This window comes from Microcoleus sp. N9_A2, assembly GCF_036701775.1.
Taxonomy (GTDB): domain Bacteria; phylum Cyanobacteriota; class Cyanobacteriia; order Cyanobacteriales; family Microcoleaceae; genus Microcoleus.
This window is the reverse complement of record NZ_JAUBRH010000025.1, coordinates 58,703-83,494: the sequence shown is the minus strand read 5'-3', so window position 1 is coordinate 83,494 and position 24,792 is coordinate 58,703. Positions and strand designations below refer to the sequence as shown.

Below are 24,792 nucleotides of genomic sequence, written 5' to 3'. Positions count from 1 at the left end.
TCAATCCTGATGGATTACCCTGTAGAAGCCAGTCATCCCCCGATTTCTCGGTTTCGACTGAACGAATCGCACTTGTAAGATCCGTTAACATCCGCATTGATTAATTGACCGACCGATGTTTTGTACAATCCTCTCTTAATTCGCTTGCCACTAAATGCGACATCATTAGCGCCAGACTTCCCATAAAGAGGGATTGGGTCTAAAGCTAGAAAGTTCGATTTAGAAGTATAGGATTCTTCTTGCACAATCACCTTTATCCCAACCAATTCAGCTTTGTATTCCAACATTTCAATTAATCGGGCATGAGGAACACTTACGAACTTCTGATTGGTTTGCTTCCCTAAGCTAATCTCCCTCTTCCATTGGAGGTTTTTTCCAATTACTAGCGTCCCAATCTTTCGTGCGACGAGAAGATTAATGATAAGGCGGCTGGAGGAGTGCAAGTAATTATCGACTTTTTGATTGCGACAACGAGTTAGGCGTTGAATACGGGATGATGTCTTACTACTTCCTTTTAATTGAGATTGTAGTTGCGCCTTACGCTTGTTGTAGAACAGATTGAGCGATTTCAATGGTCGCCCGTTAATCAGGAGAGGGGTAAAACCCGACTGATTTGAAGTTAACGCCACTAAATTATTTAGTCCCAAATCGATACTAGCTACGGCTTCTTTTTGAATCTGTTCGACGGTGGACTCCGGTTCACTTCGACTACGCTCAGTACAAGCATTATAAATTACCTCAATTACATAGGAATCACATTTGGGAACCAGCCTAACTTGGCAAATTCTATCGGGTTTTATTTGGGTTTGTATTGAGATTTCTGTACCAGAAAGCTTGATAATTCCTTTCTTCAATTGCTTGATACTAATCGCCTGAATCGTATAGACAAGAATATTTCGACCCTTAACTTTATCTTTGTACTTCGGTAGTTTCGGACGACCCGTAAAATTAGAGGAATCAACTTTGTAAGCTTTGACTGCTTCAAAAAACGATTTCCAGTTCTTGTCCAATATCATCAAGATTTGTTGACTTACCTTGGCTGGCAAAACCTTGTAGGCTTGATGAGACTTCATTAAACGGTTCATCTCGTTGTAATTAATGTAACCCCATCCATAGACAAAACTCTGACGAATGACGTAGTTAGCGGCATTGTAGAGATTCTTGGATTTAAAAGCTAATTCATCAATCTGGGCGAAACGGTGTTCCGTAGATTTAATGATGTGCCTCTCTGCTAGTTGCATCCCGACTCTCCATTTTTTAACTAGCGCAACAATTTTGGATTGGACTTTCTTGACTATCTGATACTACCATTGTTTATTGATGCTTACAATCTTAATGAAGTTTTATGATACAATCTGGACGTAAAGAAATGTAAAGGGATATGCAGGACAAAGTTGTGGTTGTGGTGGGTGCGACTGGCGGCATCGGTTCAGCAGTGGCCCGCAAACTCGCAGATGCGGGTGCGAGGCTAGTGCTCGCCGCCAGAGACAGCAGTAAGTTAAACACTTTAGCAAGCGAACTTTCGACAACAGAGGTACTGTGCGTACCTACAGACATCACCGATTTGGCACAAGTCGAGACGCTGATGCAAAAAACTGTCGAACATTTCGGACAAATTGATGCCCTCATAAACGCCGCTGGTGCCGGAATTCTCAAGCAGTGGAACAAGTTAGAACCCGCAGATTTAGATGCAATGCTTGACTTGAACTTGAAAGGCAGTTTTTACACATCTCAAGCCGCCGCGAATGTGATGAAAGAGCGGAAATCCGGCCACATCTGCAATGTCATCGGGATTTTGGGCAAGCATTCGATGGCGATGGGAACTGCTTATTGCGCTTCCAAGTTTGGAGTAGTTGGCTTCAGCAAGTGCATGGCAGATGAGTTGCGTCGCTACGGTGTTAAGTTTACGCTATTCTATTTTGGCGGGGTGGATTCTCCGTTTTGGGATAATGTGAGTTTGAAAGTAGACCGTTCAAAAATGCTGAGTACCGAAACCGCTGCAAATGCGATTATGTTTGCTATTTCGTCTGACCCGCAAGCTGTGCCGCTGGAGATTAATATTCAGCCCGAAAGTCATTTGTTCTTCTAATAGTTTGTAGAGTGCGCCTCGGCGCACCGATTCAGTGTGTATGGTAGACCTCTTGCAATAATCTTCGAGTCATAGAGCAACCGCAGATATCGGGCAGATGCAACACCGATGGACGCAGATGGACGCAGATGGTTTCAGGGTATTTTCGGATTTTTGCAATAAGTATGGTGTTCTTATTTCACCGATTTATCCATCTCAAAATAGGTACAAGCCCAGCTTTAATTCATAAATTCTTCCAACATTTTAGACAAAATTTCAATCTTCCAGATTCATCTGTGCAGTAAAGCTAAAATCTAAAACTTGTACGCCGGCGAAGTCGAAGAATCTAACATCTAAAATCTAACATCTAAAATCTACTTAGCGAAGGCATCGCAGCCAAACTCAAGTTACCCCAGACACCGAGTTTTTGGGAGCATCTCAGTTTTGCAAAAAAGCATTTTTTTACAGTGCGAGCGTCCCCGCTCGCGAGCTGTCGCAAACTCGCGAGCGGGGACAGCACTTAAATGCAAAACTGAGATGCTTCCGATTTTTTTTAAGTGCCGATGTATTTATACCTTGAGAGGGAGTTATAATATTCAATCTTGAGGTTATTATTAATTGCGCGCACGAGAAAAAAATGAAAAATATCCCTTCCTCTGTCCCTATCTTGCAGTTTTCTACTGAAAATCAGCCGATTTTCCATTATTCACTTTCCATTTTCAACTATTGATTATGGAATTCGATCGCATTCAATTCTATACTGAAGATGCAGTAGCATCGCGGGACTGGTTTGTCAGCAAATTAGGCTTTCGAGCAACAGCACAGTATCCAAGCAGCCACACTCATACTGAAGTTGTGAATAGTGGTAATATCTGTTTTGTTTTGTCTTCCCCCTTGACATCCGCTAGTCCCGTCGCTAGTTGGTTGAAATTGCATCCTCCTGGTATTGCCGATGTCGGTTTTAGGGTGAAAAATATTGAAGTAACACTAGCTAGAGCGGCCGCTGAGGGCGCTAAAGTTCTCCAACCGATTGAAGAAGGTCTCAACCAAAGAGGCTGTTTTAAGTGGGCAAAAATTGCTGGCTGGGGAGATTTGAGCCATACGCTAATCGAGGGAATTGGTGAGAATCCACTGCTACCAAATTCTGCTGAACTTCCCTTGTTCACGAAGATCGATCATGTAGTGTTAAATGTTGAAGTGGGCGATTTGTCAAGTGCTGTTAGTTGGTATCAAAAAGTATTAGGTTTTGCGCCGCAGCAAAATTTTGATATTCAGACTGAGAAGTCGGCTTTACGCAGTCAAGTTATGGTGCACGCTGAAGGCGGGGTGCAATTCCCGATTAATGAACCGGCATCAGCTAATTCTCAAATTCAAGAGTTTTTGAGCGCAAATCGGGGGCCGGGAATTCAGCACATGGCTTTGCAAACTGCTGATATTGTAGGGGTTGTTACCGATTTGCGATCGTGCGGTTTGCCTTTTCTGCCGGTTCCTCCAACATACTACTCCGAATTGCAGCAGCGGCAAAACTATTTGCCCGCAGATTGGCAAGCAATTGCAGCTTCTGAAGTTTTGGCCGATTGGCAAGAAGAGATTCCCGCAGCGATGCTGCTGCAAATCTTTACCCAGCCAATTTTTGCAGAACCGACTTTCTTTTTCGAGATTATTGAGCGCCGAGTTACTTTAGTTGACGGCAAACAGGTGCAAGCTGGAGGTTTTGGGGCTGGGAATTTTCGAGCTTTGTTTGAGGCAATTGAACGGGAACAAATGAAGAGGGGAAGTTTGAGAGATGATTGACAAAAATTCCACTTTTTCGGTCATACCGGCGGGTTAATCAGCACTGCGATATCTTTCCAACCGTAGGCAATTTCTTTGAGTGCAACTCCTGCTCTACTTGTTTGTTTTTCGTCAACTTTTTCACCTCCTAAGAATTCATAAAACCTATAGGCTGAATTGTCTCCCAGTACCCAAACTAGCATCGAGTTCAAACTTAATTCTGCCAATTTTGTGGCAACTGTTCTCACGAGTTGCCGTCCGATTCCTTGACGCTGATATTCCTCCAAAATATAGATGGCAAATAATTCTCCTTGATATATATATTTGCCAGTGCGCTCGCCACCACCGGCAGCAAAACCCACAATTTCTCCCGATTCATTCTCAGCAACGCATACAAAAACCCCAGTATTTTTGACGTTTGCCAGGATTTCTTGCCAACGGCTTTCAGCTTTTTCATAGGACAGTTGCGCGAGGTAATCTATCGGTACAATTTTTCGGTAAGCTGTCCGCCAAGTATCTAGATTAACCCGTGCGATTGCAGGTACGTCAGCGATTTTAGCTTCTCTCACAATCATCAGAAAATACTCCTTTCGGGCCCTGAAATTCTATTTTAAAGTCTAGGCCAACTATACGATCGCGCCCTTCTAGTTTAGCTCGATATAGTGATCTATCGGCCTGTCCAATTAACTCCTCAATCGATAAACCAGCAGCAGGTACAGTAGTAGCGATTCCCATACTGAGAGTTATAAACTTACTTACCTTGGAAGCAGCATGAAAAATTGCGGCAGCTTTCAAATCGCTGCGAATTGATTCAGCTACCCGCATTGCTCCTTGCACATCAGTTCGCGACAAAATTACCGCAAATTCTTCGCCGCCGTAGCGGGCGGCTAAATCTCCTGCCCGCTGAGCGTTGCTAGCTAAAATCTGGGCTACTTGTTTTAAACATTCGTCGCCTCCTTGATGCCCGTAATGATCGTTGAAAAGTTTGAAAAAATCGATATCGCACAAAATTAAAGACAGCGACTCTTTTTCTCGCTCCATCAACTGCCATTCTAACTCCAGTTTTTTGTCAAAACAGCGGCGGTTGGGAATTTGAGTCAATCCATCCACCGAAGCGAGCCGCTGCAATTCCTTGTTAGCTGCTTCTAATTCTAATTTGGCTTGTTCTAAAGCTAAATTTTGCCGAGCTAATTCTTCACTTTGCCGTTTTTCTTGTTCGTACAAAAATCGGATTGAAGCTTCAGCTTCTTGCAATTCTTTCTCTGCATATTTGCGCTTGACAAATTCCCCTAATTGAGAACTTACCACAGCTATGATCTGAAGTAAATCTTGATCCGGTGGCAGTTCTTCCCGGCAAAAAAAAGTCATTACTCCTACAACTTGGCTTTTAGCGTGAATGGGGAAACCGAATCCCGATCGCAGTCCCGCTTCCTCGGCCAAGCGCGATCGCACGAAATTGCGATCGCCCACAAGATCAGTAATCCACTGCGTACAACCGCTTCGGGAAACCGCTCCCGGCAAACCCTCACCCGCAGCGAAAGTAATCTGCTGATCGTTTTCGGCAAACTCCCTAACTTCCTCCGCTGCCTGCCAAACTACAACCCGCCGCCAACAAGGACTTTCCTCGATTGGACAGCAAAGCGGCAGACACCAAAGCGGATCTTTTTCAGATTTTATTTCCTCACCCAATCTAGTTTCTTTCTCCGCCTCTGCAGGCGTCCAAAGTTCGCCAAAATCCCACCCAAAACTTTGGCAAATAGCTTGCAAAATTTTCGGAGTTGCGCTATCTAGAGAAGTTGATTCTGACAGGATATGAGTAACAGCATACTGTGCTTCTTGACACTTTTTTATGCGTTGTTGCTTGGTAATGTCTTTGCCGATATAAACAAAATCTTGTATAACCTCCCTATCTGCATCCGGGCTTCCTGTGCTTGTCTCAAAATTAGAGCATGAAAACGCAACAATCAGCTTTAAACCTATTTTCGTTTGGCAAGCTACTTTTACTTGAGGCCAATATTCGCTTTTAAGTGCAGGAGGTAGCTGGCTGACTTTGCGTAACAATTCCTCCTCAGCCGTAATCATGGATATGGATTTGCCGATTAATTCCGATTCGGTATATCCAAATAATTGCTGTGCAGCTTGATTCACTTTTTTGATTTGCCCCGATGTTCCTGTTACGAACAAAACATCCCCTAGGGAATTAATAATTTTGTCAATATAATCGCCAGCCGCAGCTAAGTTATCGCCTTTAATACTTGTTTTTTTGGCAGCCTGAACGATGGTTGGCTGAGATCCCATGCTATCTGTCACATCTTCGCATAAAATAATCAATCTGTCAGCATTGGCTTGTCCCTTATAACCAAAAATGTACAAATTTAGATACAAATAAGAGCCGTCTTTGAGAACTCGGCTAATTGATTTTAACTGACAATCTTGCTGTCGTTCTTCAATAATATCTTCAAGGAGTCCTTCAATTCCGATTAGTTCGGGAAAACTATCGCGCACGTCTTTCCCTTCGCCTACTTCCTCATGAATGTAGGCAAAATCTTGCACTTTCAAAGATATTTCTTTAATCTTAAGTTCCCGATCGACTGTGAGGTATTCAATCCTGCGTAAGGATAACAGCTTATAAAGAAGAATATTAATACTTCTGGGGCTGCTCTCTACAGTAAATGTGGGAAGCATCTCGTTATTGTAGAGCATCTCTCTCAAAGGTTAGCCTGTAAAGTTAGTTGTTGTTTGGCTGCGATTTATCATGAAAATTTTTATACTGGCGGATGTCATCACCTGTTAGCGCTGGCTAATTTATGCAAACAGTACACTTTAAATTCTCCAAGCAGTTTTTTTGCTGATTTCAAAAATGAGACCAAATATTAATTTGACCAACTTTTTTTGATAAAGCACAGCCACAATCAGCCTCGATTGAGGTTGAGATTTGTGAACAATATGTAGCGGTTTACACTATTTGTGCGACACATTTTAATTTTAAATTACCCGATATGGCTTACAACCGCTAAAGTTGAGGAACAGCACAGTTTAATTCAAATGTTTGCTTTAATTAGCACCATTCCTATAGACCTTACCTCCCCTAGGTATTTGTGTCAATTTCTGTAAAGAAAGTGTTACCTTTAAATGATATAGTATCGAAGGATTTGTATAAAAGCTTAAAAATACTCTGCTAAATGCTGAGACTTATTACCGACTTTGACGGCCCGATCATGGACGTGTCCGATCGCTACTACCGAGTTTACCAGTATTGTCTCGCCGAGACTAAGCGTTCGGGCCAAGAAGTGCGCGAACTCCCCAAAGCCGAGTTTTGGGACATGAAGCGCGCGCGGGTTCCCGAAACAGAAATTGGCATCCTCTCAGGATTAGACGCTGCCCAAGCCCGCGATTTTGCCCAGAAACGCCGTCAAACCGTCCACACCCTACCCTACATGATTTATGATCAACCAGTTCCCACCGCCCTGGAAACTCTCGAAAAGGTGCAGCGCGCTGGAGTAGACTTAGCGGTGATGACCATGCGCCGCGTTAGGGAACTAGATGAAGCCTTCAACCGCTGCAATTTAGGGCACTTTTTCCCAGAAAACCGCCGCTATTGCCTCCCCAACGATTACGTTAAAACCGGGGATGTCAAAGATAAGCCCCTGTTGATGGCAAAAGCTCTTGCCGAACTACCGCCGGCTTCTGACCTTTGGATGGTTGGGGATACGGAGGCGGATATTATAGCCGCAAAAACGCACGGTGTCAAGGTAATTGGTGTTTTGTGCGGAATTCGCGATCGCACCCAACTAGAAATGCACCAACCGGATTTAATTGCTAACAATTTGAGCGAAGCAGTTGAGATTATCTTAGATAGTCAGTAGTCAGTTGTCAGTTGACAGTTGACAGTTGACAGTTGGCAGTGGTTAATTATTGTTATTGGTTAATTGTTATTGGTTGGTTCGTAGGTTTTAGGTGTTAGTAGTTAGTTAATTGTTACCAATTACTAATTACCACTCAACAATTACCAATAACTAATGACTGTTGATGCTTGACTAATGATTGATGACTGTTGACAACTGACAACTGACAACTGTCAACTGTCAACTGTCAACTGACTATCGCAGAAAACCGCTGACCAGCCACAGAATTAAAAACGTAAACAAAGCGATAAATTTCTCTGTTGTTATAAATGCCGGACTGACCAAAGAACCCAAAAAGCCTCCCAGCAACAAACCTATAACCAAGCCAGCCACAGTCAGCAGCACTGCCCGACCAAATTTTTGTTCCTTGCGATTAACAAAATAAAGACAACAGCCGACCCCAAGAGCCAGAGTCAACTGTAGTAAACCATCATTAGCCGCCGGATAAATACTCAGTCCGCCTAACCCCACATACACCCCAGCCGGCCACAAAATGTCCGATCGACTAGGAGTATCGATTAGCCGCTTCAACCAAGCAGGGCTGCCACTAGGAGGAGAGGGAGTAAAGCTTGCGGGTGCGGGAGTCAGCCGCTCAGGAAAGCGGATGCGTTCGGGCACTTTAATTTTACCTTCCTGTCGCTGCCGCAGGCGATCCATGAGGATCGCGTCGTAAGCTGCTTCGATCAATTCCAAACGTTTCTTGTCACCGCTGTACTGCTCACCTAGGCGCGTGCGGGCCTCTTGCACTTCATCAAAGGAAGCATCTTCATCGACTTCAAGCAGTTGATAGGGAGTTGGCTCACTCATGGTAATAACCCGCTGAAGACTCTCGTTATAGAGCAATCTTAACAAGAGAGGAAAGCGGGGCGGGGGCTCTGCCGCTTTCCCAAAAGTTTTGCTGCTAGTTTTTGGTGCTTTAAAACAGGAACCAGCAAACCTTACGAAAATAGAAACTAGAAGGCATTTGGCATTCGTAAATAAAAAATAATGAATCCAAAGATTGTTATTTTTATCTTGGCCGTCTAAAATTTTACCTTCTGCCAAATGCCCTCAGAAGGGACTTGTCCCGCAGGCGCTCACAATTCCCGACCACTGGACTTTTTTAAGTCGATCGCGGCGGTACGAAAAAAAGCGAGCCGAGTCAGAATAAGTACAGAAAGGAGCGATCGCCACTTGAGAAACATCGATTCCCAACTGCTGCAATTGCAGAGCATTGCAGAGGCGAACATCCAAGCGTACTTTTCCCGGTTCCGGATCGGCCAAAACAGGCGTTTCGGGCAGTTGATGCAAAAACTCTAGAATGCCGTCGGCTGTCGCACTAACGGCACTCTTAGGAGCAATGGTGGCTCCCAGTTCCGCTGCCACTTCCACAGATACCTGGTAAACCTCTCCAGCGATCGCCGGCCCCATAGCAATCTTCAGATTTTCTAATTTACTGCCTTGTGCCACAAGTTGAGCGATCGCCTCTGGTAATATCTTAGCAGCAGTCCCGCGCCAACCCGCGTGAACTGCGGCAACCAGTCCCGTGCGATCGTCAGCAATCAGCACCGGCACGCAGTCAGCGGAGCAAACCCACAGCGCCTCCAATGCTCGCTCGGCCACCAAGCCATCAGCCTCAGCATAGCTTGGGGCAGCGGTTTCCGGGTTCTGAGCCACAACCGGGGACAACTCAGTGGTTTTGAGTACCGCATTGCCGTGTACCTGTTGGAGTCGGTAAACCTTAGCTCCAGGTTCGAGAACTTCCGTCAGATCGATCGGCCCCTGCGGCGAGAAATCGCGCGTAAAAAAGCCGTGAGACCAGCGAGAAAGCAAGCTACAAGTCAGATAAGGCAAGCCTTGCCAGCTCTGCCAGTCCCAACTGATACCGTCAGGTTGTCCGGCGCTTTCAGAGTCAGGAAAATTTGTCAAGCGATCGCCAGCTACAGTCATGAAACCCATCCATCCCCAAGCGAATCATTTAGCTTGTATTCTAAACAATCAACAATTTTGTCCGCGAAGTTTAAAGGCAGCGCCAGCTTTAAGGAAAAAATCGCGATGAAGGAGGCGGTTTTAGGACAACTCACATCTTGCAGCATTCTCAAGAACAGGCAAGATGCCTGTTCCGCAAAGAGTAGATTTTCTTGTGGGGTGGGCATCCTGCCCGCCCTGAAAAGATTATTGAGAATGGTGCAATATCTCAGGACGACCGACTGCGCCGAAATTTTGCATGACCCGATAAATATAGGCAACAAATTAACATAGACGAACGCCAAAGCGCTATCATCAGTGTGGCCGTCACAGGTTCCTAAGCAAGTGCAATCGGGATCAACAAAACCCGGCTCTCGCTCGCGAGTGAATGCGTAAGGCATTTGAGCTTGTTCTATGTGCAAAAAAAATTGCCTCAAGCCCGGTAAAATCAGTTAGGCCTGTATATAAATACAAGGATTGCCATACATTCGATCCTGACTTCGAGATCCTTGTCCCCCCTGTTGAGTTGGGAAAAAAAATCGTGAAACCAGTTCCAGACAAGCAAATAACAGCCCATTTGAACACCAAACAGCAAAAAAAGAACCCTACAGGCGCTCGGACTCGATCGCGCCTTTTGTCCGATCGCTCACTGCTGGTGGGACTGGGTTGCCTTGCCAGTCTGGGACTACTCAGCAAAGGCTTAGTTTGGGCTCAAGCCGAAACTCCGCCAGCAGAACAAGCCGTCCCCGGCGCAGCAGAGCTCCAACCATTATTTGAAGCTCCTCTCCCGCCCCCGGAACCCGAATTCAGCCAAGTGGAACCAGAACCCTACCCTGAACCGCAGGCAGAAGTTCCGCCCTCCGAGCCTTTCGATCCTGAACCTGCCTGGGAGCCGGAGTACGCCAGCGAACCACCTCCCACCCAATATTATCTGCCGGAGCCCGCGCTGATTCCCCTACCAGAAGCGACGGCCCAGGAGCCGCCTTTTGAAGCGCCAGTTAACCCAGCCCACGCTGAAATCGACCAAACAGACTACAGCATTGGCGCTACCAGCGAGTACGAAGAGTACGCAGCGCCAACCAGAATAGAGTTTGCAGAACGATCAACCGGCTGCGAAGGAGTTGGCGGTTGTGCGCCTCCTGCTGTTTCCGAGCCAGTGACGGCAGATGCAGGAGAACCCAACTACAGACAGGAAACTCCGATCGCAGACGACGGCTATATTGCAGCCCCTCCTCCTCGAAATCTGCCAGAAAGCATTCCGGGCAATGTTCGGGAAACTGTGGCCGGAAATAGTAGCGGAAATCCTGTCAGTAAACTCGGTCAAGCCGTTCAACAAATAGGCAGCCAGGTTTGGAGGGGTTCAAACCAACCGGAATCTGCTTACGTACCCCCGCGCTACTCCGCAGACGCAGGATACTCCGCAGACGCAGGATACTCCGCAGACACTGGATACTCGGCTAACGTCGGCTACTCCGCAGACACTGGATACTCCGCAGACGCTGGGTATTATGCCGGATCTGCATCTTACGGTGGCGGCCCTCCAGCGCCCAGCATGGGACTCGGGCCGGTTCAAGTCGGTGCCGTTAGTGTCAGCAGCGGCAGCAATACCGGTTTTGCTTACTACAATCTCACGCCGCGTCCCCCAGGCCTCCCCGGAAATGGCAACAAAAGCTTGCTGTTTCCGCTATCTATTGCTTCGGCAATTACTTCGCCGTTTGGGTGGCGGACTCATCCGGTTATGGGCTACGGCAGGTTTCACACCGGAACTGACTTGGGGGCCCCGATGGGAACACCCGTCCTGGCAGCCTATGCGGGTCAAGTGGCGATCGCCGATTGGTTGGGTGGCTACGGTTTGACGGTGGTTCTCAACCACAACAAACAGTCTCAGGAAACTCTCTACGCTCACCTTTCGGAACTGTTTGTGAAACCAGGAGAGGTGGTGAAACAGGGAGATACTATCGGCCGCGTCGGGAGTACGGGAATGTCTACAGGGCCTCACCTTCACTTCGAGGTTCGGCAAATGACTGACCAGGGTTGGGTGGCGATCGACCCGGGTTCTCAGCTAGAATTCGCTCTGGGAAGAATGATCGGCACTTTGGAAACCGCCAAAGTACCGCAAATGCCGAAAATGGTGGAAATACAAACCGCTAACGGACTCAAGGATTTGGAAAACGATCTGCCCCTGCTTCCACCTCTGCCGCTGGGAATGGACATCGAAGTTCACAACCTCCAGCCGCCATTCCCGGAACTGTTAAAAGCTGACACTTCTAAGAAGCCCAAAGATACTGAAGCAGTCAAACCCAAACCTCAGAAGCAAGCTAACAGGTAAAAATGGCGGCTTGGATACATTAATTTTTTTAGGGGCGGGCTATTCGCCCACCCCGCAAGAAAATTGATGTTTTGTAAAATCGGCACTCCTAGCCTGTGGCTGAGCATGGTGCAAGATGTGTTGATATCAGATCCGATGGATTTCTCTTTACCAAAAAAAAACTCAAAACCAAGAAAAACCAATAAAAATGGGTAACTTGCAGCTTATGCTAATAGCGCAGCATTTGTGGGAATTAATTTTATTTCTGATTATTGTAGTCTGCCCGATTCCCTTAAGCTTGTCTCTGGCCTTCGAGAATCAGAACGAAAACAAGAACTATTCATTTCCCCATTTTCTCCTCGTACTCCTGACGGGATGGAGCATTGTACAAGTTTGTATCGGCTTGATTTTAGGAAGTGCCGAGCGACTAAATATTTCTGCGGTCATTATAGTAGAAATTCTGATTTGTGCGATCGGTTTCATCCTGATTTATACAAAAAACCACAAAACTTTTACCTTCTCGCAGTGGCAGATTCCCCAACTCAAGCAACCTTTGGGTAAATCAGAATCCCTAATTATTGTTGCTACCGCTGTTGCAGGAGTTTTGCTGTTGGAAACTCTAGCAAGCAAACCCACAACCAATTATGACTCATTGTGGTTTCACCTGCCTGCGATCGCCCGATGGGATCAAACCAATTCATTGACATTATTAGATGCCGCCGGAAATTGGATTTTCGATCACGAGCAAGCACGAGTATATCCCTACAATTGGCACGTTTTGTCTGCTTTGTGTTTGCTCCCCTTCCGAGAAGATTTTCTCACAGCTTTTCCCCTGCTAATTGCGTGGGTACTTGAGGGAATTGCCGTTTATCTATTGAGCGTAAAATTTGGAGCCACCCGAATTCACGGTATGGCAGCAGCATCTTTAGTATTGACAGTACCGATGGTGCTCAACCAAGTTAACACTATTCACCCAGATTTACCGCTAGCTGCAATATTTACAGCGGGTTTGTATTTAGGTTTATCTTATCATAGCAGCCGCTCGCAATCCGAACTATCCCTCTTTTTGGCAGCCGCAGGAATGCTAGCCGGAATAAAAATCACTGGGATAGTATATGCAGCCTCACTTTTAGGAGGATTAGCAATATTAGAAAGTAAAAGATTTGCGGTTAATAAAAATTCCACACCAGCTAATTTTACAATTCGCCATTTTCTCAAACCAGTGTTACTGTGCGGCATAGCTTGTTGCTTGCTTTTAGGAGGTTTTTGGTATACGAGAAACTTGCTGCAAATCAATTATCCTGTCGGCGAAGTCGGCGTTCTTAAAATTCCCTTACAGCCTTTTTCCTTACCGTCTCCCGTACCTGGGCCAACACCTCCGGTACAGCAGCCGCCCGCTTCGCCGTCTTTCAATGCTTGGCAAAGCACTTTAGCAGCTCAATTTAATCCCAGCAATATTTCCCACTGGCAAACTGTCGGCTTACAAATTATCATTAGATTGCAACTGCCCTTTCTGGCGATCGCACTTCAGGTCTTAGCAGCACCTCTAGCCTTGATCAAACATAAAACTAGAATAATCAATCAAAATAATATCATCTTAACCGTAGTTCTCGCCAGCACCGGAATTCTCTATTTTATTACACCTTACACCTCCGGGACGGCCGGAGAGTCGATCGGTCAACTCAGCCCTATACTCGGTTTTAACCTCAGATACGGATTTCCCTTTTTAAGCGTACTCGCCATCGCCGCAGCAGCTACAGCAACTCTCTTGAAAACTCCAAATCTAGTTGTTCTGGCAGTGGTGTTGGTTAGTGGTTTGTTCGGAATTACTAGCAACACAATTTTTGATTATATTAAAAATGCTTCTTTCACCGGAGATAGCATTGTTTGGGGGAGTTTGTTGATTGACAATTTTAAGTCTAATCCAGTAGAAGCTATTAATAGTATCGTAAAAATATTACGCCCCATTTGGCAAGATATATTACCCTATACGATATTTTATCTTGTGTCACTAGCGCTGGCTGCGATATTGTGGAAAATCAATCCTGGCTTCGGATGGCTGAATAATCTATTTCCCACCCGAAGAAAATCAATTTATATAGTAATAATTGGTGTGTGTATAGGATTGATAGTAATTGGTCATTGGAGGGAAAAGCGAGATTTTGCACGCACAGAGCTGTATCGTGGTATTTACGAGTATATTGATAAAAATACAGTACCAGATGAAAGAATAGGCTTCTTTTTAAGTTCGCGCAGCTACCTGTTTTACGGGAGAAATTTGGACAGACAAGTTTTATATGTGCCGTTTAGAGCCGATCGACTTTCGGCATGGATTGACAACCTGCGGCAAAATAAAATTAGGACTGTGGGATTCGGGCCGCTGACTGAGACAAACGCAGCTACCAGAAAAGCTTTATCTTGGCTGACAAGTGCCCAGGGCCCGCTGCAACCAGTTTTCGGTAAAAATTTTAATACTGAGTCGGTCTTATATCGCTTGAAAAATTAAAATATATCAGTTATAATTAGGAGTTACGAACGGGTGTTCAGAAACCGGGTTTTTCCACCCAAATACTTGCTTAGAACCGTCAATATCGGTTAAAAAACCTGGTTTATTTGTTCGGAGTGCGTAAGCCCTAATCATGAACCAAGCTAAAATTCTATTTTCAATTATTGTTCCGACTTACAATCGCCCCGATAAATTAGCGGCGTGTCTCCAGTCTTTTGTGGAACTGGAATATCCGCGCGATAATTTTCAAGTCATTGTCGTCAACGACAGCACCGAAATATCTCTAGAATCTACAATTTTTCCCTTTCAAAATCAGCTCAATCTCATACTTTTAACACAACCGAATTCAGGACCAGCAATAGCAAGAAATACTGGCTCTTTTGCAGCCACAGGCAAATTTTTAGTATTTACAGACGATGACTGTACTGTTGCCACAGACTGGCTGCAAACTCTAGAAACTAGATTGGCCAAAACACCAGACTGCTTAATTGGAGGTCGAATTATTAACGCACTTCCTGATAACATATATTCTACGGCAAGCCAGCAATTGATCGATTACCTTTACAGTTACTATAATGCTATTCCCGATCGCGCAAAATATTTCACTTCCAACAATTTTGCCCTTCCCGCTGACTCCTTCCAAAAAATCGGCGGCTTTGGCACAACTTTTTCCTTCGCTGGAGAAGATCGGGAATTTTGCCATCGGTGGCTCAATTCCGGCTGTGGCGCGGTTTACGCTCCCGAAGTTATAGTCTATCATGCCCACAAAATGACACTGCACAAATTTTTGCAACAGCAATTCAATTACGGTAAAGGTGCTTTTTTGTTTCAGCAAAATATTTCTAAAAGCGCTGAGAATTCCCGACTGCAACATCCATCCTTTTATTTCAATTTGCTCACTTATCCATTGGCGCACACACCGGGTATTAAAAAGCTATTAATTGCAGCATTGTTTTTAGTGTCACAGGCAGCAATTGCAGCGGGATTGTTCTGGGAAAAGAACAATTTTTCAGATAAGTAACACTAAATTAGCTTTGAGAGTCGGGGGTTTAAACCGCTACTACATAAACTTTCTTACCTCCCTAAAAAACTTATAAATCAAGATGATTAAATAAATCCGTGTTCTGCTAAGAATTCTGGTGTAATTGTTCCCGAACTGTTGATGGCGGGGGTTTCTTCCCAAGGTTCTGGATGCGATTTTGAGCCACTGCGGAGAAATTTGGCGACATATTTGCCGAGAATATCTGCTTCTAAATTAACTAAACTTCCTGGTTGCAAATAGCTGAGGTTTGTCTCACCAAAACTGTGGGGAATTACCGCAACTTCAAACCAATTTCCGTCAGCATCGCAATCTGCCACGGTTAAGCTGATGCCGTTGACGGCGATACTGCCCTTGGAAACGATGTAAGGTGCTATTTGACGTTGCCATCCCGAATTTGCTGTCGGTGGGGCTGTAAACCTCATCTCCCAAGCGTTGGCGGTTTGGGTGGATGTTGCTAAAGTGCCGATCGCATCTACGTGCCCCGTCACAAAATGTCCCCCCAATTTGCTACCGGCGCGCAGGGAGGTTTCTAGGTTCACCGAAGCATCGGGGAATGAACCCAGAGTAGTGCGGCGGAGGGTTTCTGGGGAAGCGACGGCGACAAAACCTTGCGGCAGAACTTCCACTACCGTCAAACAGACTCCATCCACGGCTACGCTGTCCCCAATGGCTAAATCTTGTAAAATCTGGTAGGAGTTGTTGGAGGTGCAGGAAATTTGGAAATAATCGTTGCCTAGCGACTTCAGCTTTCCGAGAGATTGAATTAGTCCTGTAAACATAAGTATTTTTCCGTAGTCGATCGCTTATTTACATCAAACCATAGGGACAAACCAGAGACAGGAGGTTTTGCCGTCCCCCTGTCCCCCGGAGTCAATCTAAAATCTCAAATCGACAGTCCCAGATCTGTTGCAGATTCAGGCGAAGATCAAGTCATACTGGATTTAGGTGATCTTTATGTCCAAGTTCTCTACTGCCTTACAGTTTCTTAATTCTATGAGGCCGATCGAATGATTGAAATGAAAGTCGCTGGAATTGCCTTAGATGCAGCCACGCGCAGTCCTATTGTCCTATTGAGAGACGCTACTGAGCGACGGGCTTTGCCTATTTATATCGGTCAGGAGCAAGCAAAGGCTATTATTAGCGCGATCGAAGGTCACAAGCCTCCTCGACCCTTAACTCACGATCTGATGGTCAATTTCTTAGAGGCATGGAGTCTTACCTTGGAGCGCATAGTTATTCACTCGCTGCAAGATAACACGTTCTATGCCGTGCTGATCGTCCGTCAGGGAGAAGTTAAAAAAGAGATCGATGCCCGACCTAGCGACGCGATCGCCCTAGCCCTGCGTACGAACTGCCCCATCTGGGTGATGGAAGAAGTCGTCGCCGATGCTTCGATACCTGTCGATCGAGATGCTGATGAAGCCGAACGCCGCGCCTTCCGGGAATTTATCTCAAACCTCCGCCCAGAGGATTTGATCAAGAGAAGCGGCTTTAGCCCCGGCGAAACTTCCTAACATTTATGCGCTATCGACGGTTTGGCAAAACGGAGTTGCACCTGTCTGTATTTTCCTTGGGAACCATGCGCTATTTGGCTTCTGAGGAAACTGCCTGTCAGACTGTACAACAGGCGGTGTCTATGGGAATCAATCACCTGGAAACGGCTGCAGGTTACGGTTGCAGCGAGGAATATCTTGGCGCGGCCCTTTCGGCCGGTTTGTCTGTCGATCGATCGCGCCTCCACGTCACTACAAAAATTTCCCCAACCGAGGATGCAGCAGCCATGGAACGCTGCATCGACGCATCCCTCAAACGCCTGAATTTAGACTATATCGACTGTCTGGCAATTCACGGTTTGAATACTTGGGAACATTTGGCGATTGTGCGATCGCCCTCAGGCTGCATGGAATCTGTACGCAAAGCCCTGGCTGATTGTCGCATTCGGCACGTCGGCTTTTCGACTCACGGGCCTCTGGATCTGATTTTGGCTGCAATCAATACAGATTTGTTTGAATTTGTCAATCTGCATTATTACTATTTTTTTCAGCGCAACGCCCCGGCAATTGAACTCGCCAAGCACAAAGATATGGGCGTTTTCATCATTTCCCCAGCCGATAAAGGAGGGCAACTCTACACGCCCCCGGAAACTCTCGCACAATTGTGCTCGCCTTTCTCGCCTTTAGAGTTAAACTATCGGTTTTTACTTAGCGATACTAGGATTGGGACTTTGAGTGTGGGGGCTGCAAATGCGACAGAATTAGAGCAACCCCTGAAATATTGCGATCGCGACTTTCCCCTCACCAACGCCGAAATCGCTGCGTTCGATCGGCTAGAATCGGTGATTGCAGCCACTTTGAAAACCGACAAATGCAGCCAGTGCTATGCCTGTTTGCCTTGCCCAGAAAACATCAACATTCCCGAAGTATTGCGACTCCGCAATCTCGCCGTCGGGTGCGACATGACTGACTTTGGCAAATACCGCTACGCCATGTTTGAAAATGCCGGCCACTGGTTCCCCGGCAACAAAGGCAACCGCTGCACCGATTGTGGCGAATGTTTGCCCCGGTGTCCCGAAGAGTTGGACATCCCAAACTTGCTCAAAGATACTCACCAGCGACTGGGCGGCAAAGCAGGCAGGCGGTTGTGGGATTGAAAAAAAGCTGAAGCAGGGAAAAGGGCGATCGCACCTGCCACCAAATACCGCACAGAAACTTGGTTTTTGGCTTCCCCTGCCTAAGTCTTGTCTTTAACTCCTGCAACAATTAGGTTAAACTCGTTTTTAAGTGAATTTACATACTGCAAGCAAAAATCCGGGTTTTTGAGCCTGGGTGAAAACCTAAAATTGAGCGAAAAAGTACCTCGGTTTTTGGGGATCAATACTGCCAACAGGCTTTCAAGAACATCCGACAGCATACTAATAACTAAATAACCAAATCTGGGTCAGCAGAATTCAAACAGTAACATTCTGATCGTTTATATGAATTGGCAGCCCGCATCTACTACCGATTTAGCATCTACTCCTATGGCTCAGACTCACTTAAACAACCTCCAGTCAGATTGTCCGCAGCCAACTACAGCAGTAAGTTCCGACAGATTTGCAGCAGTTGTCATGCCTTGCACTTACAATTTTTCTCTCACCCGCAAACAACTAATTGGACTCCTAGTTGTACCAATAATCTTGCCACTCGGACTTGCAGGAGCGGCGCTTTGGATGATATTGACAGCGCGAATTATCCAAGGGCAAAATCAAGCTAAATCAGAATTAATTGTTAGTGAAATTAACTATAATCTCAAACTCGATCGCGCTGCTGACCGTTTGCAAAACTCTTCCGATCGACTTGCGATCGCCCAAACAGCCATAGCTTATAACAGTGGCAAAAAATTACCATATTTGCCAAATTCTGTCAAGCAAATTCTGGAAAATCAAGTCAAAACAGGGGAAATACACAGTGCTGTTTTAGTGGGTAAAGATGGGAAGATAATTTTGAGCGTTAATCTCAACCAGGAAGGACAAAGTTTTAATCCTCGTAACCTAGCCTATCCAGTATTAGCAAAAAAAGAGCCAATTACAGCCAGCAAAACTCTGGTTAAATCGAAAATTCAGAAACAATTGCCCGCTTTGGCGTCTGGATTGAGCGAACGTGTCCTGGTTAGTTACACTGAAATTCCCGTAAAAAATCCCAAAAATCAGACAGTTATTGGTACTTTATTTCTAGGGAAAAATCTGAGCCAAATCCCGATGGTTGCTAGCAGTGAAACTGTCAATTCACTCGCAGGGGGATTTTACGCTATTTATGCACCACTTAATCAAGGCAAATATGTCTTGGTAAGTACACAAAACGTTACGAAAAATCAACTGTTGCCAGATTTACAGTCGATCGACAAATCGCTACTAAAATCGGCACTCGCCGCTCGTGGAAAACCAGTTGCTCAGCCAATAAAAATAGGCAATCAAACTTATACCGTAGCAGCAAAATCTCTAAACAATTTAGCCGGAAAACCCGCAGTAGTTTTAGTCCGGGGAATCCCCCAAACCTATCTGGGTAACAATTGGCTGCTGTTGGCACTGTGTGGAGGAGTTCTAGCGGTGCCAATCGCCTTGGCAATTGCAGTCACCCGCCGGATTGCCAAACCCGCTAACTCAGATTTGTCAACAGTAGACGGGAATTGGCCCTCTAACTCCAGCGCTGAAACGCCGCAGCGATCCCGGAAGTTTGATCTAATTTATGACAATTTAAATTTCTGCGAATTCCCCGATTTATTCCCTAAAAAATCGAGTTTAGATGGTCAATTAGCCGTAGATTTTCGATATAATAAAAAATTGGCGGCCGCTCGCCCGTTAGCGCAGCCCTCGAAGAGGATCGCAAATCCCCACATCCCGCTCGCTTTCCAACCCCTAGAATTGCCCGCCAACTCCGTCTCAAACCATTCGCGGCCGGCAAATACAGAAGTAGAAAAAAGCACGATCGCCTTAAATCTAGTCCAGCAAGCTTGGCAAGACTTAAATCGCCTCAACTGGGAATTGCAGCCAGAAATACTCGATCGCCAAAACACTCAAAAAGCCCTGCGAAAGAGCGAAGCACTGCTGCAAGCGATTTTAGACAACTCAACAGCAGTAATTTACATCAAAGATGTTGAGGGAAAATACCTACTCACCAACCGCCATTTTGACAATTTGTTCGACATCGCCAAAGAGCAAATAACAGGCAAAACCGACGGCGATATTTTTCCCCAAGACAAAGCAGCAGCCTTGCGAGAAAATGACCTGAAAGTTCTCGAATCCTCCTCGCCTCTAACCCTCGAAGAAATCATCCCTCAAGACGACGGCCCGCACACTTATATTTCTCTGAAATTTCCCCTCTGCAACTCTGAAGGTAAAGCTTATGCAGTCGGTACAATTTCTACAGATGTGAGCGATCGCAAAAAAGCCGAACTCACCCTAGAAAAAGCCAAAGCCGAACTAGAAATAGAAGTCGAACAGCGCACTCTATTCCTCAAACAAGCCAACGAACTCTTGCAGTTTGAACTCGCCGCCAGAGTCCGCGGCGCCATCACAGTCAGACAAATGACCGCCCAGGTAGCCCGACACGCCAGAACAGTTGACGGTATTCTCGGCGCTTCCCTTGACCTAATTTTTCTAGTAGATCGATCGGGAAAATACACCTATGTCAGCCGCACCGCCGCTCAAGCTGCTGGCATGAACCCCAGAGAAATGATTGGCAAAACCTGGCAGGAATTAGGCTGGTCGCCAACAATTATGCAGCGGGTTCACCACGAATGCCACGGCATATTTGCCACAGCCGAACCCGTGAAAGGCGAAGTAATTGTCCCCACGGCAAGCTGGGGAACCCGCGACTACGAGTACATTCTCAGCCCGCTTTGTGCGACAGACGGCAGCGTCGAAGCGGTGGTGGCGACACTGCGAGATATCACTGAACGCAAAGACGCTGAGGAAGCATGGCAGTTGGCCAAAGAAGCCGCAGAACTCGCCAACCGCGCCAAGAGTGCTTTTCTGGCAAACATGAGCCACGAGTTACGGACTCCCCTGAACGCAATTATCGGCTACAGCGATATGCTGGCGGAAGATGCCGAAGAGTTAGGCAACTTACAGGTAGTCTCGGATTTAGACAAAATTCGCACTGCTGGCAAACACTTGCTACGCCTAATTGACGACATTCTCGACATTTCCAAAATTGAAGCTGACAAGATGGAGATTTACCTCGAAAGCTTCGATGTTGGAGGCTTAATCGAGGAGGTGGTAACAACTATCAAACCGCTAATGGATAAAAACGGCAATACTTTGCAAGTATTGAGTTCTGACAATATCGGCGCGATGCACGGCGATTTGATGAAAGTGCGGCAGGTAATGCTGAATTTGCTCAGCAATGCTGCTAAATTTTCTGCTAATGGGGCGATCGTGCTTACTGTCGAAAGAATTACCAGTGAAGAATTAAAAAATAAATATCAACCGAGAGTTGCTCAACTGTTAATTTTGGATGCAGAATTTTTAATTTTTCGAGTGACGGACAGGGGCATCGGCATGACACAAGAACAGCAAGAGCGACTGTTCCAACCTTTTACTCAAGCCGACAATTCAACTACTCGCAAGTACGGCGGTACTGGTTTGGGACTGACTATCAGTCAGCGTTTTTGTCAGATGATGGGCGGCGATATTGAAGTTACTAGCGAGTTAGATTGCGGTTCTACTTTTACTGCTTGTCTGCCTGCTTCGTTGTTTAGGCGATCGGAATTTTAACAATTTTGCAGAAATAAAATATTATGAATTACCACAAATTTAGCCCCGAAAATCAATTTTGTCCCCGCAGACATAGCATTTTGACAAAAAGTTTATTTTTGTTCCTAATTGCCAGTTCTACCTGCATCACAGCCTTGCTGTGGGGACAATCTGCGGCGTATTCCCAGCAGCAGGTTTGTCCGACTGGTAACATTGCGAATTTGCCGCCGCCGCCGCTTTCGCAAGCCGAACCAAGCGTGCCGAGTCTGTGGTTAGCTGAAAAACTGTTTGGCGGCAAATTGCTCGATCGCTGGTTTGTCGATCGCGATAACGCTTTGGTAATCATCATCGTCAACCGCCAACTGTGGAGTTTGCTAGACTATATCGAACGCTATCAGTTTGTCAACCGCTTCGGCACGGTTTCGAGCGAATACGGTTACAATCTGCGAGTTTGCAACCGTCAAGGGAAGGCTTTGGCGGTTTATTCGTGCAAGGGCGATCGGCTTAACTGTCGCATTGATTTAGAATCTCTGTCAAATCCGGGGCTTCGAGGCAAAATCAAAGGATTTTAGTAGGGTTCGTCAGCAGCGAGTTATTTTCTGGATCATCGATAAATCAAGAGCTGACGCACTCTACATTTTAACTTTTCACTACTTGCCTAGTTTCTTGCCAGAGCGATCGATATTGGGCAATCCCCGCATCCCCAAACGGCAGCAGAAAGTCGCTAGCAGCAAGAATCTTCGCATCTGGCAACAACACAGAATTAGTGCGAACAGCTTCCGGCAAATCCTCGGGTTTCATGCCAATAATTATCGGCGAACTAGCTTTGGCCAGCAAAGATAACTGAGGCGCAATTTGAGGCTGCAAGCAAAAATCAATCCATTTTGATGCTAACGAAACTGCTTTTTTCGATGCGGGTTCTACCCACAAATCCGTCCAAAGAGCAGTTCCAGAAACCGGAATTACTAAAGCAAGATCCTTTTGAGTTTGTAGCAGTGGCAGCAAGTCTCCAGAGGAACCGACAGCTAACCAAGTATCGCCTAAAACTAGCGGTTGCAGGTAAGCGTCGGAACTGTAAAGTTTAACTTGTGCGTGCAGATTTGTGAGTTCTTTTTTGAGGTTTGGAACTCGATCTAATTGCTGCGTATTGTAAGATTTTCCTAGTTTTTTTAAGGTTAAACCGATAACTTCTCTGGCGCTGTCGGGCAGAGAAATTCGATCGCGCAATTCTGGCTTCCACAAGTCACTCCAATCTGTCGGAGTCCACCCCAAAGCCTTAAATTTGTCGGTTCGATAGGCAATTACCGTACTTCCCCAGCGGTAAGGTGCTGCCCACACTTTACCTTGAGGATCTAATTTACCGTCATCGTTGCGCCGGACGAGTTTTTGCCATCTTTCGGGCAATTGTGACCAATTAGCAAGCTTAGCAGGATCGATCGGCTGAATCAATTTTTGCCTAATTGCCAAAGTCAGCCAGTAATCTCCCAACATCACCAAGTCAGCTTGATTTTTGGCTGCGGGTGTCCGTTTCCACTGCTGCAACAAAGCGAATAATTCTTTTAATTGTGCTTCTTGCGTTACCTGCAAAAGCGGAGACGGTTGTAAATCGCGGCTAAATTTGCTTACCAGTTGGGCCGGAATACCGTTTTTGAGCGATCGAATTTTGAGAATGGGCTTCGAGTCGCACCCTGCCGCCAATTGACTTAAAGTTAGGGTGGCTGCACCCAATAGCAAAGACCTTCGTTTCACCTGTGAACCCGTTTTATCTAAATATTAAGCGATCGTTTTGTGTTCTACAGCCCGGGAAATAATTGTTTGTCGAGTCCGGTAGTTGGCGCCGATTTGTCTTATTTCTTTTTCAAACACAGAGCCATTGTACTCGGTTCTGCTGCCAAGAGAGTCTGTTGGACTCTTGCCCTGATTTTACCTTCTACCTTATCGATCAAGCTTTCCGATGCGGAAAACTCCGTCAACTTAACGCCTAATTTCTCTGCCCCAAGTTCCTTTGAGCCAGTTTTGCTCGCCAGCCGGGTCGATCGACTGGATATGTGTTACATTTTTTAATATAACGAAACAACGAGAGCGCTGCCCTCTGCCGCTGGATGAGGTTTTTTACACAACCGAAGTGAAAAATCCTTTTTAAATCCGCGACAGCTTAATAACTAAAAAAAACTAAAAATCCATTCATTTGAATCCTGAAAGCACTGGCGAGAGCGAAGTCAATCTAATAGGACGCTCTGCAATCCGACTCTCAGGAACCCGACGTTTTAACTCTGATTGAAGGTTTGAACGAAGTATGGGGGTTAACCAACCCGGTTCCTGTGTCCAAGACTATGTAAAACCTAAAATCTAAAATCTACAATCGACTCACAAATGCCGATCGATTATCTTCAAGCTGGCTCCCTAAATCTCCGGTCAGGATTGGGAACACAACAATTACGTCAAAAATTAAATAATTTAGTGATAAATCCAAGTTATGTAAAGATTTACCTAAAATGAAAAGATATAAGTTACGAGCCAAAGGATGATTGTATGGAAGCGCTCCGCCAGCAAGTTACAGTATTGACGCAACAAGTAGAAGCCATCTACAAACTCATAGAAAATCTCAATGAAAAGTTATTGGAGTCCTCCCAGGAGACGAAGCTAGCCCAGCAACAGAGAAACAATCGCTCTGGAACGGTAGGAAATGACAAAACCTCGCCCTATCAAAGCTACAGCAGTCTCGACGGCCTCCTCGAACACAAAGACATACTGTTAGATGACAGCTACTTCGACAAGAATTCTCAAAGCTTGGAAAAAGAGCTGAGCGCAGAGATTCAAATCCAGCGCTTAACAGCTCAGCTAACAGCAGCTTACAATCGAATTGCCGCCTTGGAAGAACAGTTGCTCTCCAAAAGAATGCACTCCCAACATCTAGGCGGGCATAATTAAATATTGCTAGCGGGGATCGGGTACTAATCAAAAAAAAATATAAGTTGCGTTGATGTATGCTCGTCTACTTATAGATTCAT

General features: G+C 45.8%; 19 protein-coding genes. 11 read left to right on the top strand and 8 right to left on the bottom strand.

Features of this window, described 5'->3' with window-relative positions:
• Nucleotides 1-32 precede the first annotated feature (32 nt).
• On the bottom strand, nucleotides 33-1,241 hold the full coding sequence (locus QUA44_RS16385) for a transposase (protein WP_333252272.1): 1,209 nt from the start codon (nucleotides 1,239-1,241) through the stop codon (nucleotides 33-35).
• A gap of 140 nt (nucleotides 1,242-1,381) precedes the next feature.
• Here QUA44_RS16385 and QUA44_RS16380 point away from each other — a divergent pair, with 140 nt between their 5' ends.
• Nucleotides 1,382-2,089, top strand: a complete 708-nt coding sequence (locus QUA44_RS16380) for an SDR family oxidoreductase (protein ID WP_333252273.1) — start codon at nucleotides 1,382-1,384, stop codon at nucleotides 2,087-2,089.
• Nucleotides 2,090-2,800: 711 nt separating this feature from the next.
• On the top strand, nucleotides 2,801-3,862 hold the full coding sequence (gene hppD, locus QUA44_RS16375; protein WP_333252274.1) for a 4-hydroxyphenylpyruvate dioxygenase: 1,062 nt from the start codon (nucleotides 2,801-2,803) through the stop codon (nucleotides 3,860-3,862).
• A gap of 20 nt (nucleotides 3,863-3,882) precedes the next feature.
• Here hppD and QUA44_RS16370 read toward each other — a convergent pair whose 3' ends face one another.
• Together QUA44_RS16370 and QUA44_RS16365 are read right to left on the bottom strand one after the other, a co-directional pair.
• Nucleotides 3,883-4,416, bottom strand: coding sequence for a GNAT family N-acetyltransferase (locus tag QUA44_RS16370; RefSeq protein ID WP_333252275.1), 534 nt, complete (start codon nucleotides 4,414-4,416; stop codon nucleotides 3,883-3,885).
• Entirely contained in the window at nucleotides 4,397-6,544 is a 2,148-nt protein-coding gene (locus QUA44_RS16365; RefSeq protein ID WP_333252276.1) for a diguanylate cyclase domain-containing protein, read from the bottom strand. The genes QUA44_RS16370 and QUA44_RS16365 overlap by 20 nt, the downstream gene beginning before the upstream one ends.
• Before the next feature lie 479 nt (nucleotides 6,545-7,023).
• On the opposite strand from QUA44_RS16365, the gene QUA44_RS16360 reads away from it, so the two are divergent.
• Nucleotides 7,024-7,707: an HAD family hydrolase gene (locus QUA44_RS16360; protein WP_333252277.1), complete on the top strand. Its 684-nt coding sequence runs from the start codon at nucleotides 7,024-7,026 to the stop codon at nucleotides 7,705-7,707.
• Between the two features lie 234 nt (nucleotides 7,708-7,941).
• Here the strand turns inward: QUA44_RS16360 and QUA44_RS16355 are convergent, their stop codons facing one another.
• The 3 genes from QUA44_RS16355 to QUA44_RS16345 form a co-directional block, all read right to left on the bottom strand.
• Nucleotides 7,942-8,553 carry a CPP1-like family protein gene (locus tag QUA44_RS16355; RefSeq protein WP_333252278.1) on the bottom strand — a complete coding sequence of 204 codons (612 nt, stop codon included), beginning with the start codon at nucleotides 8,551-8,553 and terminating at the stop codon, nucleotides 7,942-7,944.
• A 243-nt stretch (nucleotides 8,554-8,796) separates the two neighbouring features.
• Nucleotides 8,797-9,675: a peptidoglycan editing factor PgeF gene (gene pgeF / locus QUA44_RS16350; protein WP_333252334.1), complete on the bottom strand. Its 879-nt coding sequence runs from the start codon at nucleotides 9,673-9,675 to the stop codon at nucleotides 8,797-8,799.
• Nucleotides 9,672-10,094: a hypothetical protein gene (locus QUA44_RS16345; RefSeq protein WP_333276599.1), complete on the bottom strand. Its 423-nt coding sequence runs from the start codon at nucleotides 10,092-10,094 to the stop codon at nucleotides 9,672-9,674. The genes pgeF and QUA44_RS16345 overlap by 4 nt, the downstream gene beginning before the upstream one ends.
• A 140-nt stretch (nucleotides 10,095-10,234) precedes the next feature.
• On the opposite strand from QUA44_RS16345, the gene QUA44_RS16340 reads away from it, so the two are divergent.
• The 3 genes from QUA44_RS16340 to QUA44_RS16330 all read left to right on the top strand — a co-directional run bounded on the left by QUA44_RS16340 (nucleotide 10,235) and on the right by QUA44_RS16330 (nucleotide 15,528).
• Nucleotides 10,235-12,022, top strand: coding sequence for a peptidoglycan DD-metalloendopeptidase family protein (locus QUA44_RS16340; RefSeq protein WP_333252280.1), 1,788 nt, complete (start codon nucleotides 10,235-10,237; stop codon nucleotides 12,020-12,022).
• 187 nt (nucleotides 12,023-12,209) lie between these two features.
• Nucleotides 12,210-14,507 (top strand): hypothetical protein, encoded by a 2,298-nt coding sequence (locus QUA44_RS16335; protein WP_333252281.1) that lies wholly within the window; start codon nucleotides 12,210-12,212, stop codon nucleotides 14,505-14,507.
• 133 nt (nucleotides 14,508-14,640) lie between these two features.
• Nucleotides 14,641-15,528, top strand: a complete 888-nt coding sequence (locus tag QUA44_RS16330; protein ID WP_333252282.1) for a glycosyltransferase — start codon at nucleotides 14,641-14,643, stop codon at nucleotides 15,526-15,528.
• Nucleotides 15,529-15,614: 86 nt separating this feature from the next.
• Here QUA44_RS16330 and ribE read toward each other — a convergent pair whose 3' ends face one another.
• Nucleotides 15,615-16,328, bottom strand: a complete 714-nt coding sequence (gene ribE / locus QUA44_RS16325) for a riboflavin synthase (RefSeq protein ID WP_333252283.1) — start codon at nucleotides 16,326-16,328, stop codon at nucleotides 15,615-15,617.
• Nucleotides 16,329-16,556: 228 nt separating this feature from the next.
• Between ribE and QUA44_RS16320 the strand changes: the two genes are divergently transcribed.
• From QUA44_RS16320 to QUA44_RS16305, 4 genes are all read left to right on the top strand, one after another.
• The gene (locus QUA44_RS16320) at nucleotides 16,557-17,063 is read left to right on the top strand and encodes a bifunctional nuclease family protein (RefSeq protein ID WP_006635481.1); all 507 of its coding nucleotides are present in this window, start codon (nucleotides 16,557-16,559) and stop codon (nucleotides 17,061-17,063) included.
• 5 nt (nucleotides 17,064-17,068) lie between these two features.
• Entirely contained in the window at nucleotides 17,069-18,199 is a 1,131-nt protein-coding gene (locus QUA44_RS16315) for an aldo/keto reductase (protein ID WP_333252284.1), read from the top strand.
• Between the two features lie 324 nt (nucleotides 18,200-18,523).
• A complete protein-coding gene (locus QUA44_RS16310) occupies nucleotides 18,524-21,802 on the top strand; it encodes a PAS domain-containing protein (protein ID WP_333252285.1) in 3,279 nt (1,092 codons plus the stop codon).
• Between the two features lie 23 nt (nucleotides 21,803-21,825).
• Nucleotides 21,826-22,353 carry a hypothetical protein gene (locus QUA44_RS16305; RefSeq protein WP_333252286.1) on the top strand — a complete coding sequence of 176 codons (528 nt, stop codon included), beginning with the start codon at nucleotides 21,826-21,828 and terminating at the stop codon, nucleotides 22,351-22,353.
• A 67-nt stretch (nucleotides 22,354-22,420) separates the two neighbouring features.
• Here the strand turns inward: QUA44_RS16305 and QUA44_RS16300 are convergent, their stop codons facing one another.
• Nucleotides 22,421-23,530 (bottom strand): extracellular solute-binding protein, encoded by a 1,110-nt coding sequence (locus tag QUA44_RS16300; protein WP_333252287.1) that lies wholly within the window; start codon nucleotides 23,528-23,530, stop codon nucleotides 22,421-22,423.
• A gap of 783 nt (nucleotides 23,531-24,313) precedes the next feature.
• On the opposite strand from QUA44_RS16300, the gene QUA44_RS16295 reads away from it, so the two are divergent.
• Nucleotides 24,314-24,712, top strand: coding sequence for a hypothetical protein (locus QUA44_RS16295; protein ID WP_333252288.1), 399 nt, complete (start codon nucleotides 24,314-24,316; stop codon nucleotides 24,710-24,712).
• Nucleotides 24,713-24,792: the final 80 nt, after the last annotated feature.

Coding starts and splice junctions, on each gene's coding strand:
- QUA44_RS16385 (WP_333252272.1), bottom strand. CDS start 1,241: ATGCAACTAGCAGAGAGGCACATCATTAAATCTACGGAACACCGTTTC.
- QUA44_RS16380 (WP_333252273.1), top strand. CDS start 1,382: ATGCAGGACAAAGTTGTGGTTGTGGTGGGTGCGACTGGCGGCATCGGT.
- hppD (WP_333252274.1), top strand. CDS start 2,801: ATGGAATTCGATCGCATTCAATTCTATACTGAAGATGCAGTAGCATCG.
- QUA44_RS16370 (WP_333252275.1), bottom strand. CDS start 4,416: ATGATTGTGAGAGAAGCTAAAATCGCTGACGTACCTGCAATCGCACGG.
- QUA44_RS16365 (WP_333252276.1), bottom strand. CDS start 6,544: ATGCTCTACAATAACGAGATGCTTCCCACATTTACTGTAGAGAGCAGC.
- QUA44_RS16360 (WP_333252277.1), top strand. CDS start 7,024: ATGCTGAGACTTATTACCGACTTTGACGGCCCGATCATGGACGTGTCC.
- QUA44_RS16355 (WP_333252278.1), bottom strand. CDS start 8,553: ATGAGTGAGCCAACTCCCTATCAACTGCTTGAAGTCGATGAAGATGCT.
- pgeF (WP_333252334.1), bottom strand. CDS start 9,675: ATGACTGTAGCTGGCGATCGCTTGACAAATTTTCCTGACTCTGAAAGC.
- QUA44_RS16345 (WP_333276599.1), bottom strand. CDS start 10,094: ATGCCTTACGCATTCACTCGCGAGCGAGAGCCGGGTTTTGTTGATCCC.
- QUA44_RS16335 (WP_333252281.1), top strand. CDS start 12,210: ATGGGTAACTTGCAGCTTATGCTAATAGCGCAGCATTTGTGGGAATTA.
- QUA44_RS16330 (WP_333252282.1), top strand. CDS start 14,641: ATGAACCAAGCTAAAATTCTATTTTCAATTATTGTTCCGACTTACAAT.
- ribE (WP_333252283.1), bottom strand. CDS start 16,328: ATGTTTACAGGACTAATTCAATCTCTCGGAAAGCTGAAGTCGCTAGGC.
- QUA44_RS16320 (WP_006635481.1), top strand. CDS start 16,557: ATGATTGAAATGAAAGTCGCTGGAATTGCCTTAGATGCAGCCACGCGC.
- QUA44_RS16315 (WP_333252284.1), top strand. CDS start 17,069: ATGCGCTATCGACGGTTTGGCAAAACGGAGTTGCACCTGTCTGTATTT.
- QUA44_RS16310 (WP_333252285.1), top strand. CDS start 18,524: ATGAATTGGCAGCCCGCATCTACTACCGATTTAGCATCTACTCCTATG.
- QUA44_RS16305 (WP_333252286.1), top strand. CDS start 21,826: ATGAATTACCACAAATTTAGCCCCGAAAATCAATTTTGTCCCCGCAGA.
- QUA44_RS16295 (WP_333252288.1), top strand. CDS start 24,314: ATGGAAGCGCTCCGCCAGCAAGTTACAGTATTGACGCAACAAGTAGAA.